A 23,747-nucleotide genomic window follows, 5' to 3' on the forward strand; every position below is an offset into this window, starting at 1 on the left:
ATAACGTTTTGTTATCTAACCTGGTTGTTGGTAACGAACCGGTCACGCTCGTGGAGGAGTCCTCGTGGGTAAGCATTCCACACCCGAACAGTCGAAGGCTGGCATCAAGCAGATGCTCGGCGCCTTTGCCACCCGCTCGAACGCGGGCCGGCACTCGGCACCCAAGCAGAAGACCGCGGCGGGGGTGTTGGGCGCCACCAGCGCCAAACCGGTGATGGCCGCGATTGCGATCCCAACGGCCGCGATCGGTGCGGTCACGGTGGCCGGGGTCTCCAGCCAGCAGGGTGAGGGACAGGTCCAGGTCGCGCAGAACGTCGTCCCCGCGGATGTTTCTCCGCTGGCACAGGAGAAGGCCCAGGCTGCACCCAAGGCCGCCAAGGCGGACCCTGCTGCGGTCTCACTCCACACTCCGGCTCCCAAACCGGCGAAATCATCGTCGTCCTCTTCGTCATCCGACGATGCGAGCACCAAGGGTAAGAATGGCAAGGCCTCGGGCCAGGGCGGTAGCTGCACCGCATCGACCTACGGCGAGGGCGACGGCACGGCCGGCGGTCCAACGGCATCGGGGGAGACCTTCAACCCCAGCGCAATGACCGCCGCACACAAGAGCCTGCCGCTGGGCAGCGTCGTCAAGGTCACCGCCTCCAACGGCAAGTCCGTGACGGTGCGGATCAACGATCGCGGCCCTTATATCGCCGGCCGCTGCCTCGACCTTTCGACCGCCGCGATGAACAAGATCGGCGGCGACGGCGTCATCAAGGTCAGCTACAAGGTCCTCTAAGGCACATGCGTCCACTGCGGGCCCCGAACCGATATCGGTTCGGGGCCCGCAGTGCGTGCGGAACAACCAGGAGTTTCTGCGAGCTTGCCCACTGATTCCCCCTGCGGCTAGAAAAATAACGAAATGTTATCTATGGTGGTCTTTTGTAACGGAATGATCACACGATGAGGGGAAGCACCGTGGGAAAGCACTCTGGAGCGACGTCAGGCTCCGGTTTCAAACAGTTCATGGGCGCTCTACGGCCGGGCAAGACCAAGTCCGGACGCCACGCCACGGCCGCCGGCGTGCTCCGCGCGACCAACCGCAAGCCGGTGATGGCCGCCATCGCGATCCCGACCGCTGCGATCGCGGCGGTCACCGTGGCGGGTGTCTCCAGCCAGCAGGGTGACGGCACCGTACACGTCGACCAGGACGTGGTGGCCTCCGATATCGCGCCACTGCAGCAGACGGGGAACACCCAGAGCAAGCAGACCAGGGTTCCGCAGATGACCGGGGGAGTCCGCCTGGAGACGCCGGCGCCCGAACCCACTCACACACAGGCGCCGGCGAAGCAGGGGAAGGATTCCCCCTCGCCCTCGAAGTCGAAGAAGTCGTCCTCGCAGGACAAGTCGTCCAAGCAGAAGACACCGAAGAAGAAGTCATCCGGGGATTCGAAGCACCCCACCAGCACCAAGGCCTCCGGCAAGGGTGGTAGCTGCAAGGCCTCGTTCTACTCAGAGGGACAGCAGACCGCCACCGGGGAGCGCTTCAATCCCAATGCCCTGACCGCCGCGCACAAGACCCTGCCCTTCAATTCGCGCGTGAAGGTGACGAACAAGAAGAACGGCAAGTCCGTGACCGTGCGCATCAACGACCGCGGGCCCTATGTCTCCGGCCGCTGCCTGGACCTGTCAAAGGCCGCTATGAAGAAGGTCGGCGGGATATCGGCCGGCCACATCAACGTCACCTGGAAGGTGCTCTGACTCAGTGAAGAGACGCTTTATCCTGTCCACGACCGCCGCTGTGGCCACTGTGGCCGTTGGCCTGAGTGGCTGCGTTGCAGCCCCCGGTACCCAGCAGGCGGCGCCGCAGTATTCGCAGACGACTGCGGATTCGGATCTGAGCCGACAGGCCGCCGGCCTGGTGCACATCGACCAGACCTCCAAGAAGAAAAAGAAGAAGGCCAAGAAGTCCGGCAGTTGCAAGGCCAGTTACTATTCGTACGGTTCGCGCACCGCCAACGGTGAGCGCTTCAAGCCGAACAAGCTGACCGCAGCGCACAAGTCCTTCAAGTTCGGCACCAAGGTGAAGGTGACGAACAAGAAGAACGGCAAGTCCGTGACCGTGCGCATCAACGACCGCGGACCGTTCGTCAAGAGCCGGTGTCTGGATTTGTCCAAGGGTGCGATGAAGAAGCTCAAGGGCACCAAGGCCGGAGTCATCAAGGTCAAGTACAAGGTCGTCAAGGCCAAGAAGAAGAAATAGCCCCGCAAGCCGTCGAGGCTGTTTCGGAGCAGGTTCGGCGCACCGGTCATAGAGCGCCGATAATATACATTATGTTAAGTAGATTTCCGTGGGGAGGGCCGAGGCCCTCCCCACGATTTCGTCTCTCAACACCTGGGTGCGATATAGACCAGGCACATGTACGGCAGCTCGAACCGCCCATTTTCCGTGCGCGCGGCCAGGAACTCGGGATCCTCGCATGCTTCCCCCATCAGGTACTGGCGGATATTGTCCTCCACCCGGGCGCGCGTCGCCTCGTTCGAGCGCAGCCAGTAAGTCCTGGTCCGTGCCAGCCCGATCACCTCCGCAACACCCACGGGGGTCGTAAAGGAAACCGTATGCGCCCGTACCGGTCCGAACTCACCCGGCAGCTCCGGGCGCCACGCCGGCCGATAGACATCGCCGGCATGCATGATCCGGCTCAACCGGTGGACCCAGGACACCCGCACGTCGAGTTGATTGTTCACAATGGCCAGATGCCCGCCCATCCCGGTGATCCGGGCTATCTCGACTCCTGCCGCCGGCTGGGCGAACCAGTGCCAGGACTGGGCTGCAATGGTGAGTGATATTGTAGCATCTTCGACTGGGACGGCCTCGGCGGTGCCGACGCGCGTACGGCACGGATTGCGCTCCAACAGCTGCTCGTCGGGATCCACTGCGAGCACCGACCAGGGAGTATCCGCCAGGGCCACATCGAGTGCCGCACCGAGCTTCCCGGTGCCTGCGCCCAGGTCGCAGACGGGCCCTGCGGCCAGGCCGCACAGCGCAGTGACCACTTCATGCGGATACCCCGGACGCACCCGGTCGTAGAGCTCGGCCTGTCCCCCGAACGTGGTTCCATAGTCCGACCGTTGTCCGTTCCTCAGTTTCGGCCCGTGCATGTGGCCACCTCCTGTGTGCCGCCGACTCGGCGCGACACCGCGTAGTCGAAATCCGTTCCCCTATGATCACTGCCCGGTATGTCGAACAGCTCGCCTGCACGCGGACACAGTCGGGCCGGATCGTAGATCTGATGGTCGATGCGCGCGCCCAGGAATCGTGGTGCAAAGCTCGGCCAGCTGCCCGGGCCTCCCGCGCCCAGAGTCCCAGCGGCGTCGTGGCACATGGTGCGCGGCCCCAGCTGGCGCCAGACGGCATTGAAGTCCCCCGCCACCAGGCTGTCGGCACGGCACTGCTCGGCAGCCGTAGACACGGTGTTCTCCCAGGCTCGTTGATACGGCGATCTGGCCATGGGAGATGCCGTGTGCACCCCGATCAGCCGCAGCGGGCTCTCCTGCAGCGTCACCGTCGCTCCGACCGCAGCATAGGGCAGGCTCTCGTGCACTGGCCGCGGGGACAGGTCGGAGCGGATCACGAGAACCGTATCGGCGCCCATTTCGGGCGCGGTGACGAAAACCCGGTAATCCTCCGCCAGGCCGCGCCGGGCCAGTTCGCCGCGCACCGTTTCGGCCGAGGCCTCGGCCAGGAACACCGCGTCCGCCTCGGGCAGCCGGGAGAACACCGCATCGGTCCAAGCGGAGTTGTCGATGAGCACATTGGCCTGCACGATGCGCAGTGAACCGGAAAAGCCGGCCTTCCCCTGATCCAGGCGCCCCACGGCACCGGGTCCCGTCCCGGGCACGGGCACTGCGGCCAGCACCGCCGGCAGGACGAGGCCCAGGGCGCTCAGCGCGCACACGGAGCGCCAGGGCCCGCCGCGGCCTCGGCGATACAGGACGACCCAGGTCGCGCCGGCCAGCCCGGCGCCGGCCAAGCAGAGCGAGATACCCACCCACGGCAGGGCCGTGAGGTAGACCAGACCTGTGAAGCCGCGGATTGCGGCGATCCGCCCGCCGAACAGGCTCAGGCAGCCAAGCGCCACGACACAGACGACGGCGAGCACGGGAAGGCACCGCTGCACTCCCCCGCGACCGGAGACGGAAGACGAACCGGTCGAGCGCGAGGAAGTCATGCAGATTAGGATATCCAGTGGTGGCTATCAGCCCCACCTCGGTCACAACAGAAGGATCAGAATGTCCACTCAGGCGGAACAGGAAACCCGGCTCGCACAGGCCCGTGAAGCTTATGAGGAGTTCGCCGCCCGCGGCCTGAACCTCGACATCACCCGCGGCAAGCCCGCCCCCGCCCAGCTCGACCTGTCAGCGGATATGCTCGTCAACGTTACGAGTGCGGACTTCCACACGGCCGACGGCACGGATGCCCGCAACTACGGCGGCTTCGACGGCCTGCCCGAACTCCGTTCCATCTTCGCCGAACTGCTGCAGGTTCCGGCACCCCAGTTGCTCACCCAGGGGAACTCCTCGCTGACCCTCATGCAACAGGCGCTGCAGTTCGCACTGTTGTTCGGACTGCCGGACTCCCCCGCGCCGTGGGCCGGGGCCAAGCGCTCCTTCCTGTGCCCCGTGCCCGGCTACGACAGGCACTTCGGGCTCACCGAGTCCCTGGGCTTCGACCTCATTCCGATCCCCTGCGACGACGAGGGCCCCGACCTGGCGGCCGTGCGCGAGCACGTCGCCGATCCCTCGGTCAAGGGAATCTGGCTGGTCCCCCTGTACGCGAACCCCTCAGGAGTGTCCATCAGCACCGAACGCACGCGGGACCTCATGTCACTGGCGACCGCCGCGCCGGACTTCACGGTCATGTGGGACAACGCCTACGGGATCCACCATCTGGGGACCGAACACGATGAGCCACTGGACGTGCTCGACATCGCGGCCCGCGCAGGGCATCCGAACCGGGTGCTGACATTCGCCTCCACCTCCAAGGTCACCTTCGCGGGAGCGGGAGTCGCCTTCTTCGGAGCCTCTCCCGCAATCGTCGACTGGTTCAAATCCCATGCGGAACCCGGGTCCATCGGCCCCGACAAGATCAACCAGCTGCGCCACGCGCGGTTCTTCAAAACAGCCGACGGAGTACGCGCCCATATGGCACGCCACGCCGCCATCGCAGGGCCCAAGTTCGCCGCGGTGGACAGAGCACTGCGCGAGGGCCTGGGCGAGTCGAGCGCCGCGCAGTGGTCGGTCCCGCGCGGCGGCTACTTCATCACGTTGACGGTCTATCCCGGAACCGCCTCACAGGTGGTCAAACTCGCCGCCGAGGCCGGGGTGAAGCTGACTCCCGCGGGCTCGACCCATCCGCACGGCTTCGATCCCGAGGACCGCTACATCCGCATCGCGCCGACCATGCCGACGTTGGCCGAGGTCGAGTTGGCCGCCCAGGGCCTGGCCGCGTGCATCGAGGTCGCCGAGCTCGAGGCCAGGATCGCACAGGGGGCCTGAGTCCGGCCCGGTCGGGGGATGCGAGATAACGGTGTGGTGCTGTCGTGTGTCGCAGCACCCCCGACTGGGAAACCTCTGCTAGAAATATCCGTGTGAGCACAAAGAACAGAGCCCTGGCGATGGGCCTGGCACTGCTGGTCGGTTTGAGCACCGTTCCGGTCAGTGCATTCGCCTCCCCCATCCGACCCGCTGCGGCGGAGTCGGCCGCCCGGCCTGCGGCGGCCGGGACCCTGAGTTCGGTCCCGACGACGGCCGAGAAAAGCACGCAGGTCAAAGCGGGCGAAGAGCAGTCCGCTGCGCAGAAGACAACGAAGCAGGCGAAGCGCCCCAACCTGGCCTACGGCTCGAAGGGCAAACACGTCAAGGCGGCGGGTCTACGCCTGCGCTCCCTCGGATATTTCCTACCCAAGGTGAGCTCTCGCTACGACCAGAACATGCGTCAGGCCGTCTGGGCCCTGCAGAAGGCCGCGGGAATCAAGCGCACGGGCAAGCTGAACCAGAAGACCTGGAAGAAGCTGGACCAGGGTGTGCGGCCCACGGCCAAATCGAAGAAGGGCCGCTATATCGAGGTATCGCTGAAGCGGCAGCTGCTCTACGTCGTCAAGGACGGCAAAGTGGTGCGGACCATCAACGCCTCCACCGGCCGGTCCGGTTGGCGCACACCCAAGGGCAAGTACAAGGTGTACAGGCAGATCAATGGGGTACGCCACGCGCGACTGGGCAAACTGTATCGGCCTAAGTACTTCAACGGCGGGATCGCGGTCCACGGCGAATGGTGGTCGGTGCCGGCCCAGCCGGCATCACACGGCTGTGTGCGCGTGAGCAACCCTGCAATGGACTGGATCTGGAAGTCCGGATCCACGCCGAAGAAGACGAAGGTCTGGGTGTACTGACCGCTAGGCGAAGGGATTGAGCAGCGGATCGATTGCGACTGCCAGGAACAGCAGCGACAGGTACGTGATCGATCCGTGGAACAACCGCATGGCCTTCAGACCGGTTCCGGTCGCGCCGTGCTTGGCCCTGTTCACCAGGCCATAGGCCTCCCACAGGAACCAGGCGCCGGCACCCAGGGACGCGACGATGTAGACCGGGCCCATGTGCCCGACGGGGATCAGCGCCAGCGAGGCCGCAATCATGGCCCAGCTGTACCAGACGATCTGCCGACCGACATTTGCCGGCGGCACCTTGCTGGGCAGCATGGGGACGCCGGCTGCATCGTAGTCGGCCTTGTACTTCATGGCCAGGGGCCAATAGTGCGGCGGCGTCCAGAAGAAGACGACCAGGAACAACAGGACCGGTTCCCACGCCAGTTGTTCGGTCACCGCAGCCCAGCCGATGAGCACCGGCATGCATCCGGCGGCCCCACCCCACACGATGTTCTGCGTGGTATGGCGCTTGAGCAGGATCGTGTAGAAGACCACATAGAGCAGAATCGCGGCGGCGGTCAGACCGGCGGCGAGCCAGTTGGTGAAACCGCCCATCCAGAAGATCGACCCGATGCCCAGCACGAAGGCGAACACGAAGGCCCCCGTCAGGGACACCTCACCGGTGACCAGCGGGCGGTTCTCCGTCCGGTGCATCTTCGCATCGATATCGCGGTCGATGATGCAGTTGAACACACTGGCCGAAGCGGCGGCAGCGGCGCCGCCGATCATCGTCGTGAGCACCAGCCACAGATTGGGCAGACCCCGTTCTGCCAAGAACATCACCGGGGCGGTGGTGACTAGCAGCAACTCGATCACGCGTGGCTTGGTCAGGGCGATATAGGCGCCCACCTTGCCCCGCGGGCGTCCCGCCCGCTTGCGTTCGTCGATGGTGCGCTGCAGTGGCGCTTCGTCCGTTCCCCTGCGCTGATCAGCAGTCACGTGTGCGGGTCACTTCCTTAGGCGTTGTGAACATGAGAGATGCCTTCACGGTCCATGGGCACTATCCGAGCAATTCTACTCCGCGTAGACGTCACCTCCACTTAGCCGAGCCTATCGGCGGCGTCGCACCCGATCAGACCGCCCGCGGCGGCCCGCGCCGCGGCACCGTCGGATAAACTTGGTCCGGAACGAAAGCCGAATCTAAGGGGATCCGAAACCACATGAGCGCTCTTGATTGGTCCGCACTGGACCGGCAGGCAGTCGACACCGCACGTCTACTGGCCGCAGACGCCGTCCAGAAGGCGGGCAATGGCCACCCGGGCACGGCGATGAGCCTGGCGCCCGTCGCCTATTACCTCTACCAGAAGGCCATGAACGTCGACCCCGCCGATCCGAACTGGATCGGCCGCGACCGTTTCGTGCTCTCGGCAGGACACTCGTCGCTGACCCAGTACGTGCAGCTCTACCTGGCGGGTTTCGGCGTTGAGCTCGACGATCTCAAGGCCCTGCGCACCTGGGGCTCTCTGACCCCTGGCCACCCGGAGGTCGGGCACACCCCCGGCGTTGAGATCACCACCGGGCCGTTGGGCTCCGGCATCGCCTCGGCCGTGGGCATGGCGATGGCGGCCCGCCGCGAACGCGGTCTGTTCGACCCCGCCGCACCGGCCGGCCAGTCCCCCTTCGACCACGATATCTACGTGCTCGCCGGTGATGGCTGCCTACAGGAGGGCGTTTCCGGTGAGGCCTCGAGCCTCGCCGGCACCCAGCGTCTGGGCAACCTCATCCTGATCTGGGACGACAACCGGATCTCGATCGAGGACGATACCTCGATCGCCTTCACCGAGGACGTGGAGGCCCGCTACGCGGCCTACGGCTGGCACGTCCAGCATGTCGACTTCGTGAACAACGGCCACTACTCCGAGGACATCGAGGCCTTCGACGCGGCCATCCGGGCCGCCCGCGCCGACGACCGTCCCTCCTTCATCCGGCTCTCGACGATTATCGCGTGGCCGGCGCCCACGAAGCAGAACTCCGGGGCCGCCCACGGTGCGGCGCTGGGTGACGAGGAGATCCGTGCGACGAAGGAGATTCTGGGCTTCGACCCGGAGCAGACCTTCGAGGTCGCCCCCGCAGTGCTCGAACACTCCCGGCAGGTCCTCGACCGCGGGGCCGCGGCCCACGCCGCTTGGAACGAGCGCTTCGACGCATGGCGCGAGGAGAACCCGGACCGCGCGGAGCTCTTCGACCGCCTGCTGGCGGGACGCCTGCCCGCGGGGATCGACGGGGCGCTTCCCGTGTTCGACTCCGCAGACAAGCCGATGGCGACCCGCGCCGCGTCGGGCAAGGTCCTCAACGCGCTGGCACCGCTGATGCCGGAGTTGTGGGGCGGTTCGGCCGACCTGGCCGGTTCGAACAACACCTTCATCAACGGTGAGGCGTCCTTCCTGCCCGAGGACCGCGGTTCCAAGGCGTTCCCCGGCAATGTCTACGGTCGCAATCTGCACTTCGGCGTGCGCGAATTCGCCGCCGGCCTGATCTGCAACGGCATCGCCCTGCACGGACCGACCCGGCCCTACAACGCGACTTTCCTGGTGTTCTCGGACTACCAGCGCGCAGCCGTGCGCTTGGCCGCGCTCCAGCAGGTGCCCAATGTGTTCGTCTGGACCCATGACTCGATCGGGGTGGGCGAGGATGGGCCCACCCACCAGCCGATCGAGCACCTGAGCTCGCTGCGTGCGATTCCGAACGTCGACGTGGTCCGTCCCGCCGACGCCAACGAAACCGCCGTCGCCTGGCGCACGGTGCTCGATCGCACGGATGGCCCGACCGGGATGGTCCTCTCGCGCCAGGCCCTGCCGATCCTCGACCGCGCCACCCTGGCACCGGCCGAATTGACCTCCAAGGGCGCCTATATCCTCAAGGACACCGACGGTACCCCCGACGTCATCCTGCTGGCCTCCGGCTCGGAGGTGGAGATCGCCCTGACCGCAGCGGAGACGCTGACCGGCAGCGGGGTCGCCGCCCGCGTCGTCTCCGTGCCGTGCATGGAGTGGTTCGACCGGCAGGACGCCGACTACCGCGCTTCGGTGCTGCCGTCCGCGGTCCGCGCCAGGGTCAGCATCGAGGCCGGCGGTGCCATGAGCTGGTACCGCTACCTGGGCACCGAGGGCCGGGCCGTGTCGCTCGAACACTTCGGAGCATCGGCCGATGCCAAGACGCTCTACCGCGAGTTCGGGCTGACGGCCCAGGCCGTTGTGGCCGCAGCGGAGGAATCCATGGCCGCAGTCAAGGAGCTGGTATGAGCGCACTGCAGGAACTGTCCACCGCCGGGGTCTCCATCTGGCTCGACGACCTCTCGCGCAGCCGTCTCTCCAGCGGGGAGCTGGCCCGGGCCGTGGACGAACAGTCGATTGTCGGGGTGACGACGAATCCCACCATCTTCGCAGGTGCTCTGGCGGATTCGGACGCCTACGCCGAACAGGTGGGCCGGCTGGCCGCCTCAGACGCTTCCCTCGAGGATGCGATCGATGCGCTCACGTGCGCCGACGTCGCAGCAGCCTGTGATGTGCTGCGGCCTGTCTACGATGCCACAGCCGGCCAGGACGGCCGTGTGTCGATCGAGGTCCCGCCCGGCCTGGCCCGGGACACCGAGGGCACCATCGCCTACGCCAAGAAGCTGTGGAAGATCATCGACCGGCCCAATGCGATGATCAAGATCCCCGCGACGCAGGAGGGCCTGACGGCCATCACCCAGGTCGTCGCGGCGGGCATCAGCGTCAATGTCACGCTGATCTTCGCACTCGGCCGCTACCGGCGCGTCGTCGAGGCCTACATCAATGGTCTGGAACGGGCCAAAGAGGCCGGTTTCGACATTTCGCAGATCCATTCCGTCGCCTCGATCTTCGTATCCCGCGTGGATACGGAGGTCGACGGCCGGCTGGAGGCCATCGGCACGCCCGAGGCACTCGAACTGCGGGGCCGGGCCGGCCTGGCCAACTGCCGGCTGGCCCACCGCATCGCCGTCGAGCAGTTCTCCTCCGAGCGGTTCCACGTCCTGGCCGCCGCCGGTGCGAACCAGCAGCGGCCCCTGTGGGCATCGACAGGGGTGAAGAACCCCGCCTATCCCGACACCATGTACGTCAGTGAGCTCGTCGCCGCCGGAACGGTGAATACGATGCCGGAGAAGACTCTGCTGGCCTTCGCGGATCACGGCGAGGTCCACGGCGACACGGTCTCTGGCGGATACGCCCAGGCCGATGCGGACCTCGATGCCCTGGCCGGAGTCGGTGTCGACTATGCGGAGGTGATGGACAAACTCGAGGCCGAGGGTCTGGAGAAGTTCGACGCGAGCTGGGACGAACTCGTCGCAGGTGTCTCGCAGCAGCTGGGACGTTGAACCGACCGGCGCACGATTCCGCTACGACACGTCCATGAAAGGTGAGACCATGGTCATCCATGCAGCACAGGGCTATACCTTCTCCCAGCCGGAGCACGACGCGGTCGGACCGCATCTGCGGCGGCTCATCGCGGCGCACGCGGCTTCGCGCCTGAGAGCACAGGACGCCGGCCTGTGGGGTCCGGACGCCAGCGCCGAGGCCGCGCAGCGCCTGGGCTGGGTCGACCTGGCCGTCCGGGCCCAGTCCGTGGTGGCCAGGGCCCGGACGGTCCGTGCGGAACTGCACGAGTCCGGGGTCCAGCGCATCGTGTTGTGCGGAATGGGCGGTTCCTCCCTGGCCCCGGAGCTCATCTGCGCCACAGCGGGAGTGGAGTTGACAGTGCTCGACTCCACCGCTCCCGACCAGGTCCTCACCGCACTCGGCGACCGGGTCGCATCGACTGCGTACGTCATCGCATCGAAGTCCGGCGGAACCGTGGAGACCGACACCCACCGGCGCATCGCGGTGTCCCTGTTGGAGGCGGCGGGGGTCGACCCTGCCGGCCGCATCATCGCGATCACCGATCCGGACTCGCCACTGCACCGGTTGGCCCTCGACCAGGGCTACCGGGTGTTCCTGGCCGATCCGCGGGTCGGTGGTCGGTTCTCGGCTCTCAGTGCCTTCGGCCTGGTGCCGAGTGTCCTGGCCGGCGCCGAGGTGCGCGGGTTGCTCGCAGCGGCGAACGATGTGGCAGCGCAGCTGGGCGAGGACTCGGTGGAGAACCCCGCACTGTGGATCGCCGCGACCCTGGCCGCCTCCCATGCGGCGGGCGCTGAGAAGCTACTCGTCCTCGACGATCCGGGAACTCCCGGTTTCGGCGCCTGGCTCGAGCAACTCATCGCGGAGTCCACCGGAAAACTCGGCCGCGGCGTGCTACCGCTGTCGACGACCGCAGAACAGGCGGTCAGACTGCGTACAGCGGGGCCGGACTTCGCCACGCCCTATGCCGTGTACGATGCCGCCACGGAGGGCTCCACCCCGCGCAGCGCCCTCTACGCCATCGCCGGGTCCGGGGAGCTGGGAGCCCAGTTCCTCATCTGGGAGTACGCCACAGCCCTTCTGGGAATCTGTTTGGACCTCGACCCCTTCGATCAGCCGGATGTCGAATCGGCCAAGGCCGCCACCCGTGCGCTGCTGGGCGAGGGCGTGGCGGCGCTGCCCACTCCCCCATCCGCCACACGGGAGTCGCTCGCGGCCTTCACCGCGGAACTCGGTGCCCATGACTATGTGGCCATCCAGGCCTTCGTCGATCGGTTGGCCGACCCCGCCGGCTTCGAGGAGTTGCGGACCCGGCTGGAGCGCGCCACCGGGGTCCCCGTGACTCTGGGGTTCGGTCCCCGCTACCTGCACTCGACCGGCCAGTACCACAAGGGCGGTCACCCCAACGGGCACTTCCTGTCCATCACTGCCGGTTCCACAGCAGATCTGGCGGTGCCGGGACGGGATTTCACCCTGTCCCAGTTGATCGCCGCGCAGGCCGCCGGCGATGCCCAGGTGTTGCAAGGTCTGGGCCGGTCCGTGCTGCGGATCCACTTGACCGAATTGTCCACCGGGCTGGCAGAGCTGGTCGACCTGGTGGGGGCTCTGTAGAACCCGGCCACGGGACCTGCGCCGACCGCCTGGCCGCGGTCGGCAGACAAAAGCGGGGCCGGACCTCTCCTCGGAGAGGTCCGGCCCCGCTTTCGCTCTGATCGGCTCAGTTGCCGAAGCGCATGATCAGGCCCAGCAGCACGATCGCCGCGACCCATACGATGGCGACGAAGGTCGTAATGCGGTTCAGATTGCGTTCGGCCACGCCGGACGAACCCAGATTCGAGCTCATACCGCCGCCGAACATGTCGGACATGCCGCCGCCACGGCCCTTGTGCAGGAGCACGAAGAGTCCCAGCAGCAGACTGGTGAGCACGAGGATGCACGTGAGGACGATGCTTAGAATTTCCACGCAGACAAGCCTAACATTTCGATGTCGGATTGGTGTAATACGATCAGCCGCGCTGGGCTGCCACGGCCAGGGCGCTGAAGTCCGCGGCGCTCAGGCTTGCCCCGCCCACCAGGGCGCCGTCGACATCGGCCGAGGCCATGATTGCTGCGACGTTCTCGGCCTTGACCGAACCACCGTAGAGGATCCTGACGCCGGCGGCGAAGGAGGGATCATAGAGTTCCTCCAGCCTGCCCCTGATCGCGGTGGCCATGGTGGCGGCGTCCTCGGCGGTGGCAGTGCGTCCTGTGCCAATCGCCCAGACCGGTTCATAGGCGACGACGAGTCCTGCAAGAGCCTCTGCTGTGAGCCCCTCGAGAGCGGCACTGAGCTGGGCCAGGGTATGAGCCTCGTGTTCGCCGGCCTCCCTGACCTCCAGAGGTTCTCCCACGCACAGGATGGGCAGCAACTCGTGGCGCAGACAAGCAGCCACCTTCTCCTGCACGACGGAGTCCGTCTCCTGGTGGTAGGCCCTGCGTTCACTGTGCCCGACGATCGCATAGCGGCAGCCGAGCCGTTTGAGGAACCGGCCCGACACCTCTCCGGTGAAGGCACCGGAATCGTGCACCGACAGGTCCTGCGCGCCATAGCTCAAAGACAGCTTGTCGCCTGCGATGAGGGTCTGGACCGACCGGATGTCGGTGAACGGTGGGAGCACCGCGATTTCGCCGGCCTCGTAGTCGAATTTCGCATCGTCGAGCGCCCAGGCCAGTTTCTGCACGGTGGCGATGGCCTCGAAGTGGTCCAGGTTGAGCTTCCAGTTGCCCGCCAGCAGCGGTAGGCGCTCGGGCTTGGTCTTCTTGGCCATCAGTCGAGCACCTCCAGCCCCGGCAGAGTCTTGCCCTCGAGGAATTCGAGGCTGGCTCCCCCACCCGTGGAGATGTGGCCGAAGTCGGCCTCTGTGTAGCCCAGGGAGCGCACGGCTGCAGCGGAGTCGCCGCCGCCGACGACGGTCAGCCGGCCGGTCTCCGGTCCCCCATTGGCATTGCTCAGCGCCTTTGCCACCGCACTGGTGCCGGCGGCGAAGGCGGGGAATTCGAAGACGCCCATGGGACCGTTCCAGAACACCGTCTGTGCCTCGGCGACCAGCTGGGCGTAGTGGGCGGCCGTCTCCGGTCCGATGTCCAGGCCCATCGCCTTGGCACCGGCGGGGGTGGACTCGAGCGCGTCGATGCCGGCAACCGCATGCGCGGCATCAGCGGCGAAGGACTCCGCCATGACGATATCGGTGGGCAGCACCAGGTCGACGCCCACCTCCTGTGCCTTGTCCAGATAGCCGCGGACCCGCTCGAGTTGATCGGCTTCGAGCAGGCTGGCGCCCACCGCATAGCCCTGCGCGGCGAGGAAGGTGAAGAGCATGCCGCCGCCGATCACCAGGGTGTCGGCCCGTTCGAGCAGGGAGTCGATGACGCCCAGCTTGTCCGATACCTTGGAACCGCCCAGCACCACCACATAGGGTCGTGCCGGGTCGTGGAGCAGCCGGCTGCACACCTCGACCTCCGCGGCCACCAGTCCCCCGGCGTAGTGCGGCAGCAGGGTGGCGATGTCGTAGACGCTCGCCTGCTTGCGGTGGACCACGCCGAAGCCGTCGGAGACATAGGCCTCTGCCAGCTCCGCCAGCTGGCCGGCGAACTCGCGCCTGACGGCCTCGTCCTTGCTCGTCTCACCGGGGTTGAACCGCAGGTTCTCCAGCAGCAGGATCTCCCCGTCGCCCAGTTCGGCGGCCATCCGCCGGGCCTGCGGGCCCACGGTGTCGCCGGCGAAGGCGACCGGCCGGCCAACGGCCTCGGCCAGTGCAGGGGCGACGGGAGCCAGAGAGTACTGCGGGTCGACGGCGCCCTTGGGCCGGCCCAGATGGGCCATCACGATCACCTTCGCCCCGGCCTCGGCCAGGGACCTCAGAGTGGGAGCCGAGGCGATGATGCGTCCGGGGTCGGTGATCGCGCCGTCTCGCATGGGGACGTTGAGATCACTGCGCACGATGACACGGCGCCCCGCGAACTGGGCGGGGTCGGTCAGTTTCTGCAATGGAGGGCCTTTCCTAGGGGATATCAGAGTTTTCCAGCCACCAGGTCGGCCAGGTCGTACAGACGACGGGAGTAACCCCATTCGTTGTCGTACCAGGACACGACCTTGATCTGGTCGCCAACCTGTCTGGTCAGCCCCGCGTCGAAGATCGACGAGTGGCTGTCCATGACGATATCGGATGACACGATCGGGTCCTCGGTGTAGTCGAGGACACCCGCGAGTTCGCCGGTCGCCGCTGCGGCGACCGCGGCATTGACTTCGGCGACGGTGGTGGGGCGTTCCGGCAGGAACGTCAGGTCCACCAGGGAACCGGTGATGACGGGTACGCGGGTGGCGAAGCCGTCGAGGCGGCCGGCCAGCTCCGGGATCACCCTAGCGACCGCAGCCGCAGCGCCCGTGGTGGTCGGCACGATGTTGACGGCCGCGGCGCGGGCCCGGCGGAAGTCCTTGTGGGGCCCGTCGACCAGCCGCTGATCGCCGGTGTAGGCGTGGATGGTGTTCATAATGCCCGAGGCGATGCCGAACTCGCGGTGCAGCACCTTGGCCAAAGGAGCCAGGCAGTTGGTGGTGCACGAGGCATTGGAGACGATGTCGTGCTGGGCCGGATCGTAATCGCCCTCGTTGACCCCGAGCACGAGCATCGCATCGGCGTCCTTCGAGGGCCCCGAGATCAGGACCTTCTTGGCGCCGGCGGCCAGGTGGGCCGCCGCGGCCTGCCGTTTGGTGAACTTGCCCGTGCATTCGATGACGATGTCGACGCCCATGTCGCCCCAGGGGATCTCCGCGGGATCCCGGTGGGCGGTGGCGTGGATCCGGTGCCCGTCGACGGTCAAGGATTCCTCATCGCTTTCGACTTTGGCGGGCAGTCGGCGCCACACCGAGTCGTAGGTGAGGAGGTGTGCCAGATGGGCGTTGTCGGTCAGGTCGTTGATCGCGACGATTTCGATGTCGTGATCGCCGGCGAGCCAGTGCCGGGTGAATGCCCGGCCGATGCGCCCGAAACCATTGATTCCTACGCGAGTGACCATAGTCTCCCTCAGTCTGCCGATGGGTGCTGCTCTCGAGTGCCGATCGGCACTGCTACCAGCATAAACGTCCGAACCGCCGTCCGTCTTCAGACTTCGTCGAGCATGTCGGCGGTGAGATTGGCCTCTGTCCCCGGAATACCGAGTTCTGCCGCTTTCTTGTCCGCTGTCGACAGGAGCCGGCGGATCCGGCCGGCGACCGCGTCCTTGGTCATCGGCGGGTCCGCCAGCTGGCCGAGTTCCTCCAATGAGGCCTGTTTGTGCTCCAAGCGCAGTTCGCCGGCGTACTTGAGATGATCCGGTACGTCTGCGCCCAGGATCTCGAGCGCGCGTTCCACCCTGGCCCCTGCCGCGACAGCCGCACGGGCCGAACGGCGCAGATTGGCGTCGTCGAAGTTGGCCAGGCGGTTGGCGGTGGCGCGCACCTCGCGGCGCAGGCGCCGCTCCTCCCATTCCAGACGGGTGGACTCCGCCCCCATCGAGGTCAACAGATCGCCGATCGCCTCGCCGTCGCGGATCACGACCCGGTCGACGCCGCGGACCTCCCTGGCCTTGGCTGCGATGTCGAAACGCCGCGCCGCGCCCACCAGGGCCAGTGCGGCCTCGGGGCCGGGGCAGGTGATCTCGAGCGCGCCGGAGCGGCCGGGCTCGGTCAGCGATCCATGGGCCAGGAAGGCACCGCGCCAGGCGGCGCGGGCGTCGGCGATCGTGCCGTTGACGATCGCGGACGGCAACCCACGAACGGGCCTGCCCCGACCGTCGATGAGACCCGTCTGCCGGGCCAGCGCCGGCCCGTCCGTGACGACGCGCAGCACATAGCGGGTGGACTTCTTCAGCCCGCTGCCGCCGACCACGACGACCTCGGCGACATGGCCGAACAGGTCCTTGATCTCCGAGCGCAGGCGGCGGGCGCCCGCACCCGTGTCGACCTCCGCCTCGATCACGATGGCCCCTGCCACCAGGTGCAGGGCCGAGGAGAAGCGCAGAGTCGCCGCGACCTCTGCCTTGCGCGCCTGTGGCCGGGTCTCCCGGTAGTGGGCAAGTTCGTCCTTGACCTTCGCCGTCAACGCCATGGTCGTTCCTTTCCGCGCGTCGCTGCGCGACGCGATTCGTTCGTCCCTACCACTGTTCGACCACCGCGATGCCGGCATCGCCGAGCACGTCACGGTAGCAGGCCGCCAGCTTCAGGCTGTCGTGCACGCCGGAGTGGGTGGCCCGCACGGGGCGCCGCCACAGCTGCGCGGAGAAAAGAGACCCTGCCAGGCCCGCCAGGCGGGGTTCGGTCGCCGCTGCGCGATCGTCGACGATGATCGAGTCGAAGCGCAGACGGGGTGCGTGCTCGTGCAGGCTGTGCAGATGGTCTCCCAGGCTCATCCCGGCGGTCTCCGCCTTGGCGCCCGGCAGGTTCAACGTCAACAGTTTGAGTGCCTGCGAGGAGTAGATCGCCTCAGCGAGTTCGGGCACCAGCAGATGCGGCATCACCGAGGTATACCAGGAGCCCGGTCCCAGGTTGATCACATCGGCGCCGGCTATCGCCTCGAGCGTTTCGATGCGCGCCGGTGGATCCTGCGGCAGCAGTCTGACCTGGCCGACATCGCCACGGGTGGCGGCGAGTTCCGCCTGCCCCCGCACCACCGTGGTGGAGCCTGCCTCGCTGACGTCTGCCTCGATGGTCAGCGGCACCGAGGACATGGGCAGTACTCGACCATGGGCCCGCAGCAGCCGGGCCATCCAGTCCAGGCCCTCGACGTGGTCGCCGAACTTCTGCCAGAGGGCGGCTATGAGCAGATTGCCCACGGCGTGGTCGTTCAGCGGCCCGGCGGAGGAGAACCTGAACTGGATGATGTCGCGCCAGGTCCGTCCCCACTCCCCGTCATCGCACAGAGCGGCCAGCGCCATCCGCAGATCGCCCGGTGGCAGGCCCCCGAACTCCTCGCGCAGACGACCAGAGGATCCCCCATCGTCGGCAACTGTGACGATGGCGGTGAGATTGTCCGTCAGCAGGCGGAATGCGCGCAGGGAGGCGTAGAGGCCGTGGCCGCCGCCGAACGAGGCGATGCTCACACCCTGTCCGCCGGAGCCACGGCGCAGATACATGGGAAGTTCCTCGGTGGGAATATCGGCCATCGTCACTCCCTCCCCAGATCACGGTGTTTGAGGAAGACCGCAGCCTGTGTGCGAGTCGCGAGCTCATCGCACAGGGCCCTGGCGATCGCCACAGAGCGGTGTTTGCCCCCGGTGCAGCCGATCGCGACGGTGGCATATCCCCGCTGTTCGCGCAGATAGCCGGCGATCACGGTCTCGAGTACCCCGGCGTAGCCGCGGACGAATTCCCCGGCTCCGGTCTGCGCGAGCACGAAGTCGGAGACCTCCGGATCCTGCCCCGTGTGTTCGCGCAGCGCCGGAATCCAGTAGGGATTGGGCAGGAAGCGCACATCCGCCACGTGGTCCGCGTCCTTGGGCAGTCCGTACTTGAAGCCGAAGCTCATAACGGTCAGACGCAGCGCGGGCTGTTCCGGATCGCCGAACCGGCTGCGGATCTCGGCGGTCAGCTGATGGACGTTGAGATCCGTGGTGTCGATCCGGTAGTCGGCCCCGTCTGCCACGGTGGCCAGCTGAGCGCGTTCGGCCTCGATGCCATCGGACAGGGTCTCCTCGCCCTGCAGGGGGTGGGGGCGGCGGACGGATTCGAACCGGCGGACCAGCGTCTCATCGCTGGCGTCGAGGAACAGCACCTCGACGTGGAGGCCACGGGCACGGTAGTCGGCCAGCACCTCGTCGAGCCGCTGGAAGTTCGTCCGGCCACGCACATCGGTGACCACGGCGACCCGCGGCAGCCTGGCATCGGCCCGGGCGACGAGTTCGATCAGCGGGGCGATCAGCTGCGGTGGCAGGTTGTCGACCACATACCAGTTCTGATCCTCGAGGGCCTTGGCCGCAGTGGACCGACCCGCCCCGGACATACCGGTGACGATGAGGACCCGGCTGGCGCCGGGTTCGGCCGTCTGCTGGCTGGGCTCACTGTTCATCGTCGGCTCCTGGGTTCGGGTGGTTCTGTGGCGTCGGTTCCGGTGGGGCCCCGTCGTTGCCTACGGTAGCCGAACCGGGGTCCGGACTGTCTGAGTCTTCTCCCAGGACGGTCTGGATGCGCTGTGCCAGGGCCGGACCGACGCCCTTGACCTCGGTGAGTTCGTCCACCGTGGCCGTACGCATCCGCTTGACGGACCCGAAGTGGGTCAGCAGAGCCTTGCGCTTGGCCGACCCCAGGCCGTCCACTCCGTCGAGCACGGAGGTGCGCATCGCCTGGCCCCGGCGCTGGCGGTGGTAGGTGATGGCGAACCGGTGGGCCTCGTCGCGCACACGCTGGAGCATGAAGAGGCCCTCGGAGTTCCGCGGCAGGATGACCGGGAACTCGTCCCACGGCACCCAGACCTCCTCCAGGCGCTTGGCCAGGCCGACCACGGAGATGTCGGTGATGCCGAGGTCGGACAGAGCCGCCTCGGCGGCGTGGACCTGGGGCAGAGCGCCGTCGACGACCAGCAGTGAGGGCCGATAGCCGAAACGCTGGTCGGGGGTATCGTCATTGAGGCTCTCGAGGTAGCGGGAGAAACGACGCGAGACCACATCGTACATCGAGGAGGTGTCGTCGCGGGCCGCCTCACCTGTCACCGAGAACCGCCGGTAGTCCTTCTTCTTGGGCAGGCCGTCTTCGAAGACGATGAGTGAGCCGACCACGTTCTGGCCCATCATGTGCGAGTTGTCGATGCACTCGATGCGCAGCGGGGGCTCCGGGAGGTCGAGGGCCGTCTGGATCTCGGTCAGTGCCTGGGACCTGGTCGTCAGATCCGAGGCCCTGCGGCGCTTGTGCAGGTCGAGGGCCTCTCGGGCGTTCTTGAGCACCGTCTGCAACACGGCGAGCTTCTCCCCGCGCTGGGGCACCCGGATGGTCACCGCCGCCCCGCGCAGCCCGCTCAGCCAGGCCTGCAACGCGTCCTGATCGGTCGGCAGGGTGTCGACCAGGATCTCCTTGGGGACGGCCTCGGGGTCGACTCCGGTGTAGGCCTGGCGCAGATAGTCCGCGGTGAGTTCGGCGGGACCCAGTTCGTCGAGGCGCTCGATGATCCAGCCGCGCTGTCCCCTGATCCGCCCGGAGCGCACGTGGAAGACTTGGACACTGGCCTCGAGTTCCTCTGCGACCAGGCCGAAGACGTCGACGTCGGCACTGACCCGCAGGACCACCGCCGACTTGTCGATGACCTTCTTCAATGCGGTGATCTCATCGCGCAGTTTGGCCGCGCGTTCGAACTCGAGGGCCGCAGAGGCCTCCCGCATCTCCTTCTCACGGGTGGAGATGAATCGGCCGGTGTGGCCATTCATGAAGTCGACGATGTTCTGGGCCAGGACCCGGTGTTCCTCCGGACCGATCCGGCCGATGCACGGCGCGCTGCAGCGGTCGATGTAGCCCAGCAGGCAGGGCCGCCCGGATCGTTCGGCACGGTCGAACACCCCCTTGGCACAGCTGCGCATGGGGAACGCCTTGAGCAGCTGGTCGAGGGTCTCGCGGATCGCCCAGACCGCGGTGAAGGGCCCGAAGTACTTGACCCCCGGCTTGCGTTTGCCGCGGGTGACGAAGACCCGGGGGTAGGTGTCCTTCATCGTGATGGCCAGATACGGGTAGGACTTGTCGTCGCGGAACATGACGTTGAACCGCGGATTGAACTCGTTGATCCACGTCCACTCGAGCTGGAGCGCCTCGACCTCGTTGTTGACCACCGTCCATTCGAGGCTGGCGGCGGTATGCACCATGGTGAAGGTGCGCGGGTGTAGCTCCGCGGGGTTGGCGAAGTACGAATTGAGCCTGTTGCGCAGGTTCTTCGCCTTGCCGACGTAGATCACCCGCCGGTTCTCATCGCGGAACTTGTACACCCCGGCCGAGGTCGGGATCTCCCCTGTGGCCGGGCGGTACAGACTAGGATCCACTGATCCGCCCCGCGATCTCGCTCAGTGCCGCCAGGTACCGGCCCGTATGCGATTCGGCCACCTGTGCGACCTGCTCCGGTGTCCCGGTGGCCACGACGGTGCCGCCCCCGCGGCCGCCCTCGGGCCCCATGTCGATGATGTGGTCCGCGGCGGCGATGACATCGAGGTTGTGTTCGATCACGATCACCGTATTGCCCTTGTCGACCAGCCCCTGCAGGACCAGGAGCAGCTTCCTGATGTCCTCGAAGTGTAGACCCGTGGTCGGCTCGTCGAGGACGTAGACCGTCCGCCCGCGAGTGCGCTTCTGCAGTTCGCTGGCCAGTTTGACGCGCTGGGCCTCGCCGCCGGACAGGGTGGTGGCCGGCTGTCCCAGGCGCACATAGCCCAGGCCCACCTCCACCAGGGTGTTCAGGTGCCTGGCGATGGCAGGTACTGCGGCGAAGAACTCCGCGGCCTGTTCGATCGGCATATCGAGGACCTCGGCGATCGACTTGTCCTTGAACTTCGCCTCCAGAGTCTCCCTGTTGTACCGGGCGCCGTGGCAGACCTCGCAGGGGACGTAGACGTCGGGCAGGAAGTTCATCTCGATCTTGATCGTGCCGTCGCCGTGGCAGTTCTCGCACCGGCCGCCCTTGACGTTGAAGGAGAACCGGCCGGGTTGGTAACCGCGCACGCGGGCCACCTCGGTTTCGGCGAACAGCCGGCGGATGTGGTCGAACACTCCGGTGTACGTCGCCGGATTCGACCGCGGGGTGCGTCCGATGGGTGACTGGTCGACGTGGATCACTTTGTCCAGCTGGTCCACCCCGGTGATCCGCTTGTGCCGGCCGGGGACCTTCTTGGCCCCGTTGAGCCGGTTGGCCAGTTCCGTGTACAGGATGTTGTTGACCAGCGTCGATTTGCCCGAACCGGACACTCCGGTGACGGCGGTGAATACGCCCAGTGGGAAGGACACTGTGACGTCCTTGAGGTTGTTCTCCCTGGCCCGCTCCACCGTCACCGTACGCGAGCGGTCGATCGGTCGACGCCGGGCGGGCACGCCGATGGCGCGGCGACCGGCCAGGTAGTCCCCCGTGATCGACCGGGGCGCGGAGGTCAGGCCGGCGACCGGGCCGGAGTAGATGACCTCGCCGCCGTGTTCGCCGGCGCCGGGGCCGATGTCGACGATCCAGTCGGCCGCCTCGATCGTCTCCTCGTCGTGTTCGACGACGATGAGCGTATTGCCCAGATCGCGCAGCTTCAACAGTGTTTCGATGAGCCTGCGGTTGTCCCGCTGGTGCAGGCCGATCGAGGGTTCGTCGAGCACGTAGAGCACGCCGACGAGGCCCGAGCCGATCTGGGTGGCCAGCCGGATCCGCTGGGCCTCGCCGCCGGACAGGGTGCCTGCGGTGCGCGCCAGGGTCAGATAGTCCAGTCCCACATCGAGCAGGAACCCCATCCTGGCGTTGATCTCCTTCATCACCTGGGCTGCGATCTGCGCATCCCTGGCGTTGAGGTCCAGTCCGGCCAGGAATGCGGCCGCCTGGTCGATCGCGAGCGCGGAGACCTCGGCGATGGACTTCCCGCCCACTAAGACGCTGAGTGCCTCTGGGCGCAGGCGGGTGCCCGAGCATGCGGCGCAGGGGACTTCGCGCATATACGATTCGTAGCGTTCGCGGGCGTTGTCGGATTCGGTTTCCTGGTGTTTGCGCAGGATGTATTGGAAGACGCCCTCGAAGCCGGTGGAGTAGCTGCGTTCGCGGCCGAAGCGGTTGCGGTATTTGACGTGGACTTTGTAGTCCTTGCCTTCGAGGATGGCTTTGCGGTGGGAGGGTTTGAGGTCCTTCCACGGGGTGACGAGGTCGAAGCCCATGTCGGTGCCCAGGGCGTCGAGCATCCGGTTGAAGTACTGGGAGGTGGTCTTGCCCGATGACCAGGGTGCGATGGCGCCGTCGGCGATGGCCAGGTCCTCGTCGGGGACGACGAGGGTCTCGTCGACTTGGAGTTTGGTGCCGATGCCGTCGCAGACGGGGCAGGCGCCGAAGGGCGAGTTGAAGCTGAAGGTGCGCGGTTCGATCGTGTCGAGGGCCAGGGGGTGGTCGTTGGGGCACGAGAGGTGTTCGGAGAAGGTCCTGGTCGTGCCGTCGTCGACGAATTCGACGTCCATTCGGCCATCTGCGGTGCGCAGCGCGGTTTCCACGGAGTCGGTCAGGCGTTGGCGGATGCCGGGCTTGGCGATAAGGCGGTCGACGACGACGGAGATGTCGTGTTTGATCTGTTTGGCGAGTTTGGGCGGGTCGCTCAGGCTGATCTGGTTTCCGTCGACCACGGCGCGGGAGAAGCCGGCGGCCTGCAGGTGGGAGAAGGTGTCGACGAATTCGCCCTTGCGCTGGCGCACGATTGGGGCGAGGACGAGGAATTTGGTGCGGTCTTCGAGTTCTTCGAGTTGGTCGACGATCTGCTGTGGGGTCTGGCTGGTGATCTGTTCGTGGCAGACGGGGCAGTGCGGTACGCCGATGCGGGCCCACAGCAGGCGCAGGAAGTCGTAGACCTCGGTGATGGTGCCAACGGTCGAGCGCGGGTTGCGCGAGGTCGATTTCTGGTCGATGGAGACTGCCGGGGAGAGTCCTTCGATGAGGTCGACGTCGGGTTTGTCCATTTGGCCCAAGAACATGCGGGCGTAGGAGGACAGGGATTCGACGTAGCGGCGCTGGCCTTCGGCGAAGATGGTGTCGAAGGCCAGGGAGGATTTACCGGAGCCGGACAGGCCGGTGAAGACGACCATGGCGTCGCGGGGCACGCTGATGTCGACATTGCGCAGGTTGTGGGCTCTGGCTCCCTGGACGACGAGTGTGTCGAGGTGGCTGATGCCCTGGGCGTTCGTGGTGCTGGTTTCTGCGGTCACGTCTCAACT

Annotated in this window: 20 protein-coding genes; 8 read left to right on the forward strand and 12 right to left on the reverse strand. The window is 66.7% G+C overall.

The genetic code is table 11. From position 1 onward, the window contains the following. Positions 1-64: 64 nt before the first annotated feature. The 3 genes from NQ034_RS00185 (at position 65) to NQ034_RS00195 (ending at position 2,245) form a co-directional block, all read left to right on the forward strand. Positions 65-781, forward strand: coding sequence for a septal ring lytic transglycosylase RlpA family protein (locus tag NQ034_RS00185; RefSeq protein ID WP_373456804.1), 717 nt, complete (start codon positions 65-67; stop codon positions 779-781). 179 nt (positions 782-960) lie between these two features. Continuing rightward, positions 961-1,743, forward strand: coding sequence for a septal ring lytic transglycosylase RlpA family protein (locus NQ034_RS16330; protein WP_373567192.1), 783 nt, complete (start codon positions 961-963; stop codon positions 1,741-1,743). A gap of 4 nt (positions 1,744-1,747) precedes the next feature. Next, positions 1,748-2,245, forward strand: a complete 498-nt coding sequence (locus NQ034_RS00195) for a septal ring lytic transglycosylase RlpA family protein (protein WP_257046377.1) — start codon at positions 1,748-1,750, stop codon at positions 2,243-2,245. Positions 2,246-2,370: 125 nt separating this feature from the next. Here the strand turns inward: NQ034_RS00195 and NQ034_RS00200 are convergent, their stop codons facing one another. Together NQ034_RS00200 and NQ034_RS00205 are read right to left on the reverse strand one after the other, a co-directional pair. Beyond that, entirely contained in the window at positions 2,371-3,144 is a 774-nt protein-coding gene (locus NQ034_RS00200) for a class I SAM-dependent methyltransferase (RefSeq protein WP_257046378.1), read from the reverse strand. Further along, entirely contained in the window at positions 3,126-4,214 is a 1,089-nt protein-coding gene (locus tag NQ034_RS00205) for an endonuclease/exonuclease/phosphatase family protein (protein WP_257046379.1), read from the reverse strand. Before NQ034_RS00205 ends, NQ034_RS00200 begins: the two co-directional genes overlap by 19 nt. Positions 4,215-4,275: 61 nt before the next feature. Here NQ034_RS00205 and NQ034_RS00210 point away from each other — a divergent pair, with 61 nt between their 5' ends. After that, on the forward strand, positions 4,276-5,541 hold the full coding sequence (locus NQ034_RS00210) for an aspartate aminotransferase type Ic (RefSeq protein WP_257046380.1): 1,266 nt from the start codon (positions 4,276-4,278) through the stop codon (positions 5,539-5,541). Between the two features lie 92 nt (positions 5,542-5,633). Then, a complete protein-coding gene (locus NQ034_RS00215) occupies positions 5,634-6,434 on the forward strand; it encodes a L,D-transpeptidase family protein (protein ID WP_257046381.1) in 801 nt (266 codons plus the stop codon). Between the two features lie 3 nt (positions 6,435-6,437). Here NQ034_RS00215 and NQ034_RS00220 read toward each other — a convergent pair whose 3' ends face one another. Beyond that, entirely contained in the window at positions 6,438-7,367 is a 930-nt protein-coding gene (locus NQ034_RS00220) for a heme o synthase (protein WP_257046642.1), read from the reverse strand. Positions 7,368-7,627: 260 nt separating this feature from the next. On the opposite strand from NQ034_RS00220, the gene tkt reads away from it, so the two are divergent. The 3 genes from tkt to NQ034_RS00235 are packed head-to-tail and all read left to right on the forward strand — an operon-like array spanning position 7,628 to position 12,433. Further along, positions 7,628-9,709, forward strand: coding sequence for a transketolase (gene tkt / locus NQ034_RS00225; protein ID WP_257046382.1), 2,082 nt, complete (start codon positions 7,628-7,630; stop codon positions 9,707-9,709). Further along, positions 9,706-10,803 (forward strand): transaldolase, encoded by a 1,098-nt coding sequence (gene tal, locus NQ034_RS00230; protein ID WP_257046383.1) that lies wholly within the window; start codon positions 9,706-9,708, stop codon positions 10,801-10,803. The genes tkt and tal overlap by 4 nt, the downstream gene beginning before the upstream one ends. A 34-nt stretch (positions 10,804-10,837) precedes the next feature. After that, positions 10,838-12,433, forward strand: a complete 1,596-nt coding sequence (locus NQ034_RS00235) for a phosphoglucose isomerase-related protein (protein WP_257046384.1) — start codon at positions 10,838-10,840, stop codon at positions 12,431-12,433. Positions 12,434-12,539: 106 nt separating this feature from the next. On the opposite strand, the gene secG is transcribed toward NQ034_RS00235, so the two are convergent. The 9 genes from secG to uvrA all read right to left on the reverse strand — a co-directional run bounded on the left by secG (position 12,540) and on the right by uvrA (position 23,738). Next, the gene (gene secG / locus NQ034_RS00240; RefSeq protein WP_257046385.1) at positions 12,540-12,785 is read right to left on the reverse strand and encodes a preprotein translocase subunit SecG; all 246 of its coding nucleotides are present in this window, start codon (positions 12,783-12,785) and stop codon (positions 12,540-12,542) included. 43 nt (positions 12,786-12,828) lie between these two features. After that, a complete protein-coding gene (tpiA, locus tag NQ034_RS00245; protein ID WP_257046386.1) occupies positions 12,829-13,629 on the reverse strand; it encodes a triose-phosphate isomerase in 801 nt (266 codons plus the stop codon). After that, positions 13,629-14,849, reverse strand: a complete 1,221-nt coding sequence (locus NQ034_RS00250) for a phosphoglycerate kinase (RefSeq protein WP_257046387.1) — start codon at positions 14,847-14,849, stop codon at positions 13,629-13,631. Before NQ034_RS00250 ends, tpiA begins: the two co-directional genes overlap by 1 nt. Positions 14,850-14,872: 23 nt before the next feature. Beyond that, on the reverse strand, positions 14,873-15,877 hold the full coding sequence (gap, locus tag NQ034_RS00255) for a type I glyceraldehyde-3-phosphate dehydrogenase (RefSeq protein ID WP_257046388.1): 1,005 nt from the start codon (positions 15,875-15,877) through the stop codon (positions 14,873-14,875). 86 nt (positions 15,878-15,963) lie between these two features. After that, the gene (whiA, locus tag NQ034_RS00260) at positions 15,964-16,947 is read right to left on the reverse strand and encodes a DNA-binding protein WhiA (RefSeq protein ID WP_257046389.1); all 984 of its coding nucleotides are present in this window, start codon (positions 16,945-16,947) and stop codon (positions 15,964-15,966) included. A 46-nt stretch (positions 16,948-16,993) separates the two neighbouring features. Beyond that, a complete protein-coding gene (locus tag NQ034_RS00265) occupies positions 16,994-18,001 on the reverse strand; it encodes a gluconeogenesis factor YvcK family protein (RefSeq protein WP_373456814.1) in 1,008 nt (335 codons plus the stop codon). A 2-nt stretch (positions 18,002-18,003) separates the two neighbouring features. Further along, on the reverse strand, positions 18,004-18,903 hold the full coding sequence (gene rapZ, locus NQ034_RS00270) for an RNase adapter RapZ (RefSeq protein ID WP_257046390.1): 900 nt from the start codon (positions 18,901-18,903) through the stop codon (positions 18,004-18,006). Further along, positions 18,893-20,854 (reverse strand): excinuclease ABC subunit UvrC, encoded by a 1,962-nt coding sequence (gene uvrC, locus NQ034_RS00275; protein ID WP_257046391.1) that lies wholly within the window; start codon positions 20,852-20,854, stop codon positions 18,893-18,895. Before uvrC ends, rapZ begins: the two co-directional genes overlap by 11 nt. Beyond that, complete coding sequence (uvrA, locus tag NQ034_RS00280) at positions 20,844-23,738, reverse strand: excinuclease ABC subunit UvrA (protein WP_257046392.1); 2,895 nt, start codon at positions 23,736-23,738, stop codon at positions 20,844-20,846. Before uvrA ends, uvrC begins: the two co-directional genes overlap by 11 nt. Positions 23,739-23,747: the final 9 nt, after the last annotated feature.

Source organism: Brevibacterium moorei (assembly GCF_024580735.1).
In the GTDB taxonomy this organism is placed as follows: Bacteria; Actinomycetota; Actinomycetes; order Actinomycetales; family Brevibacteriaceae; genus Brevibacterium; species Brevibacterium moorei.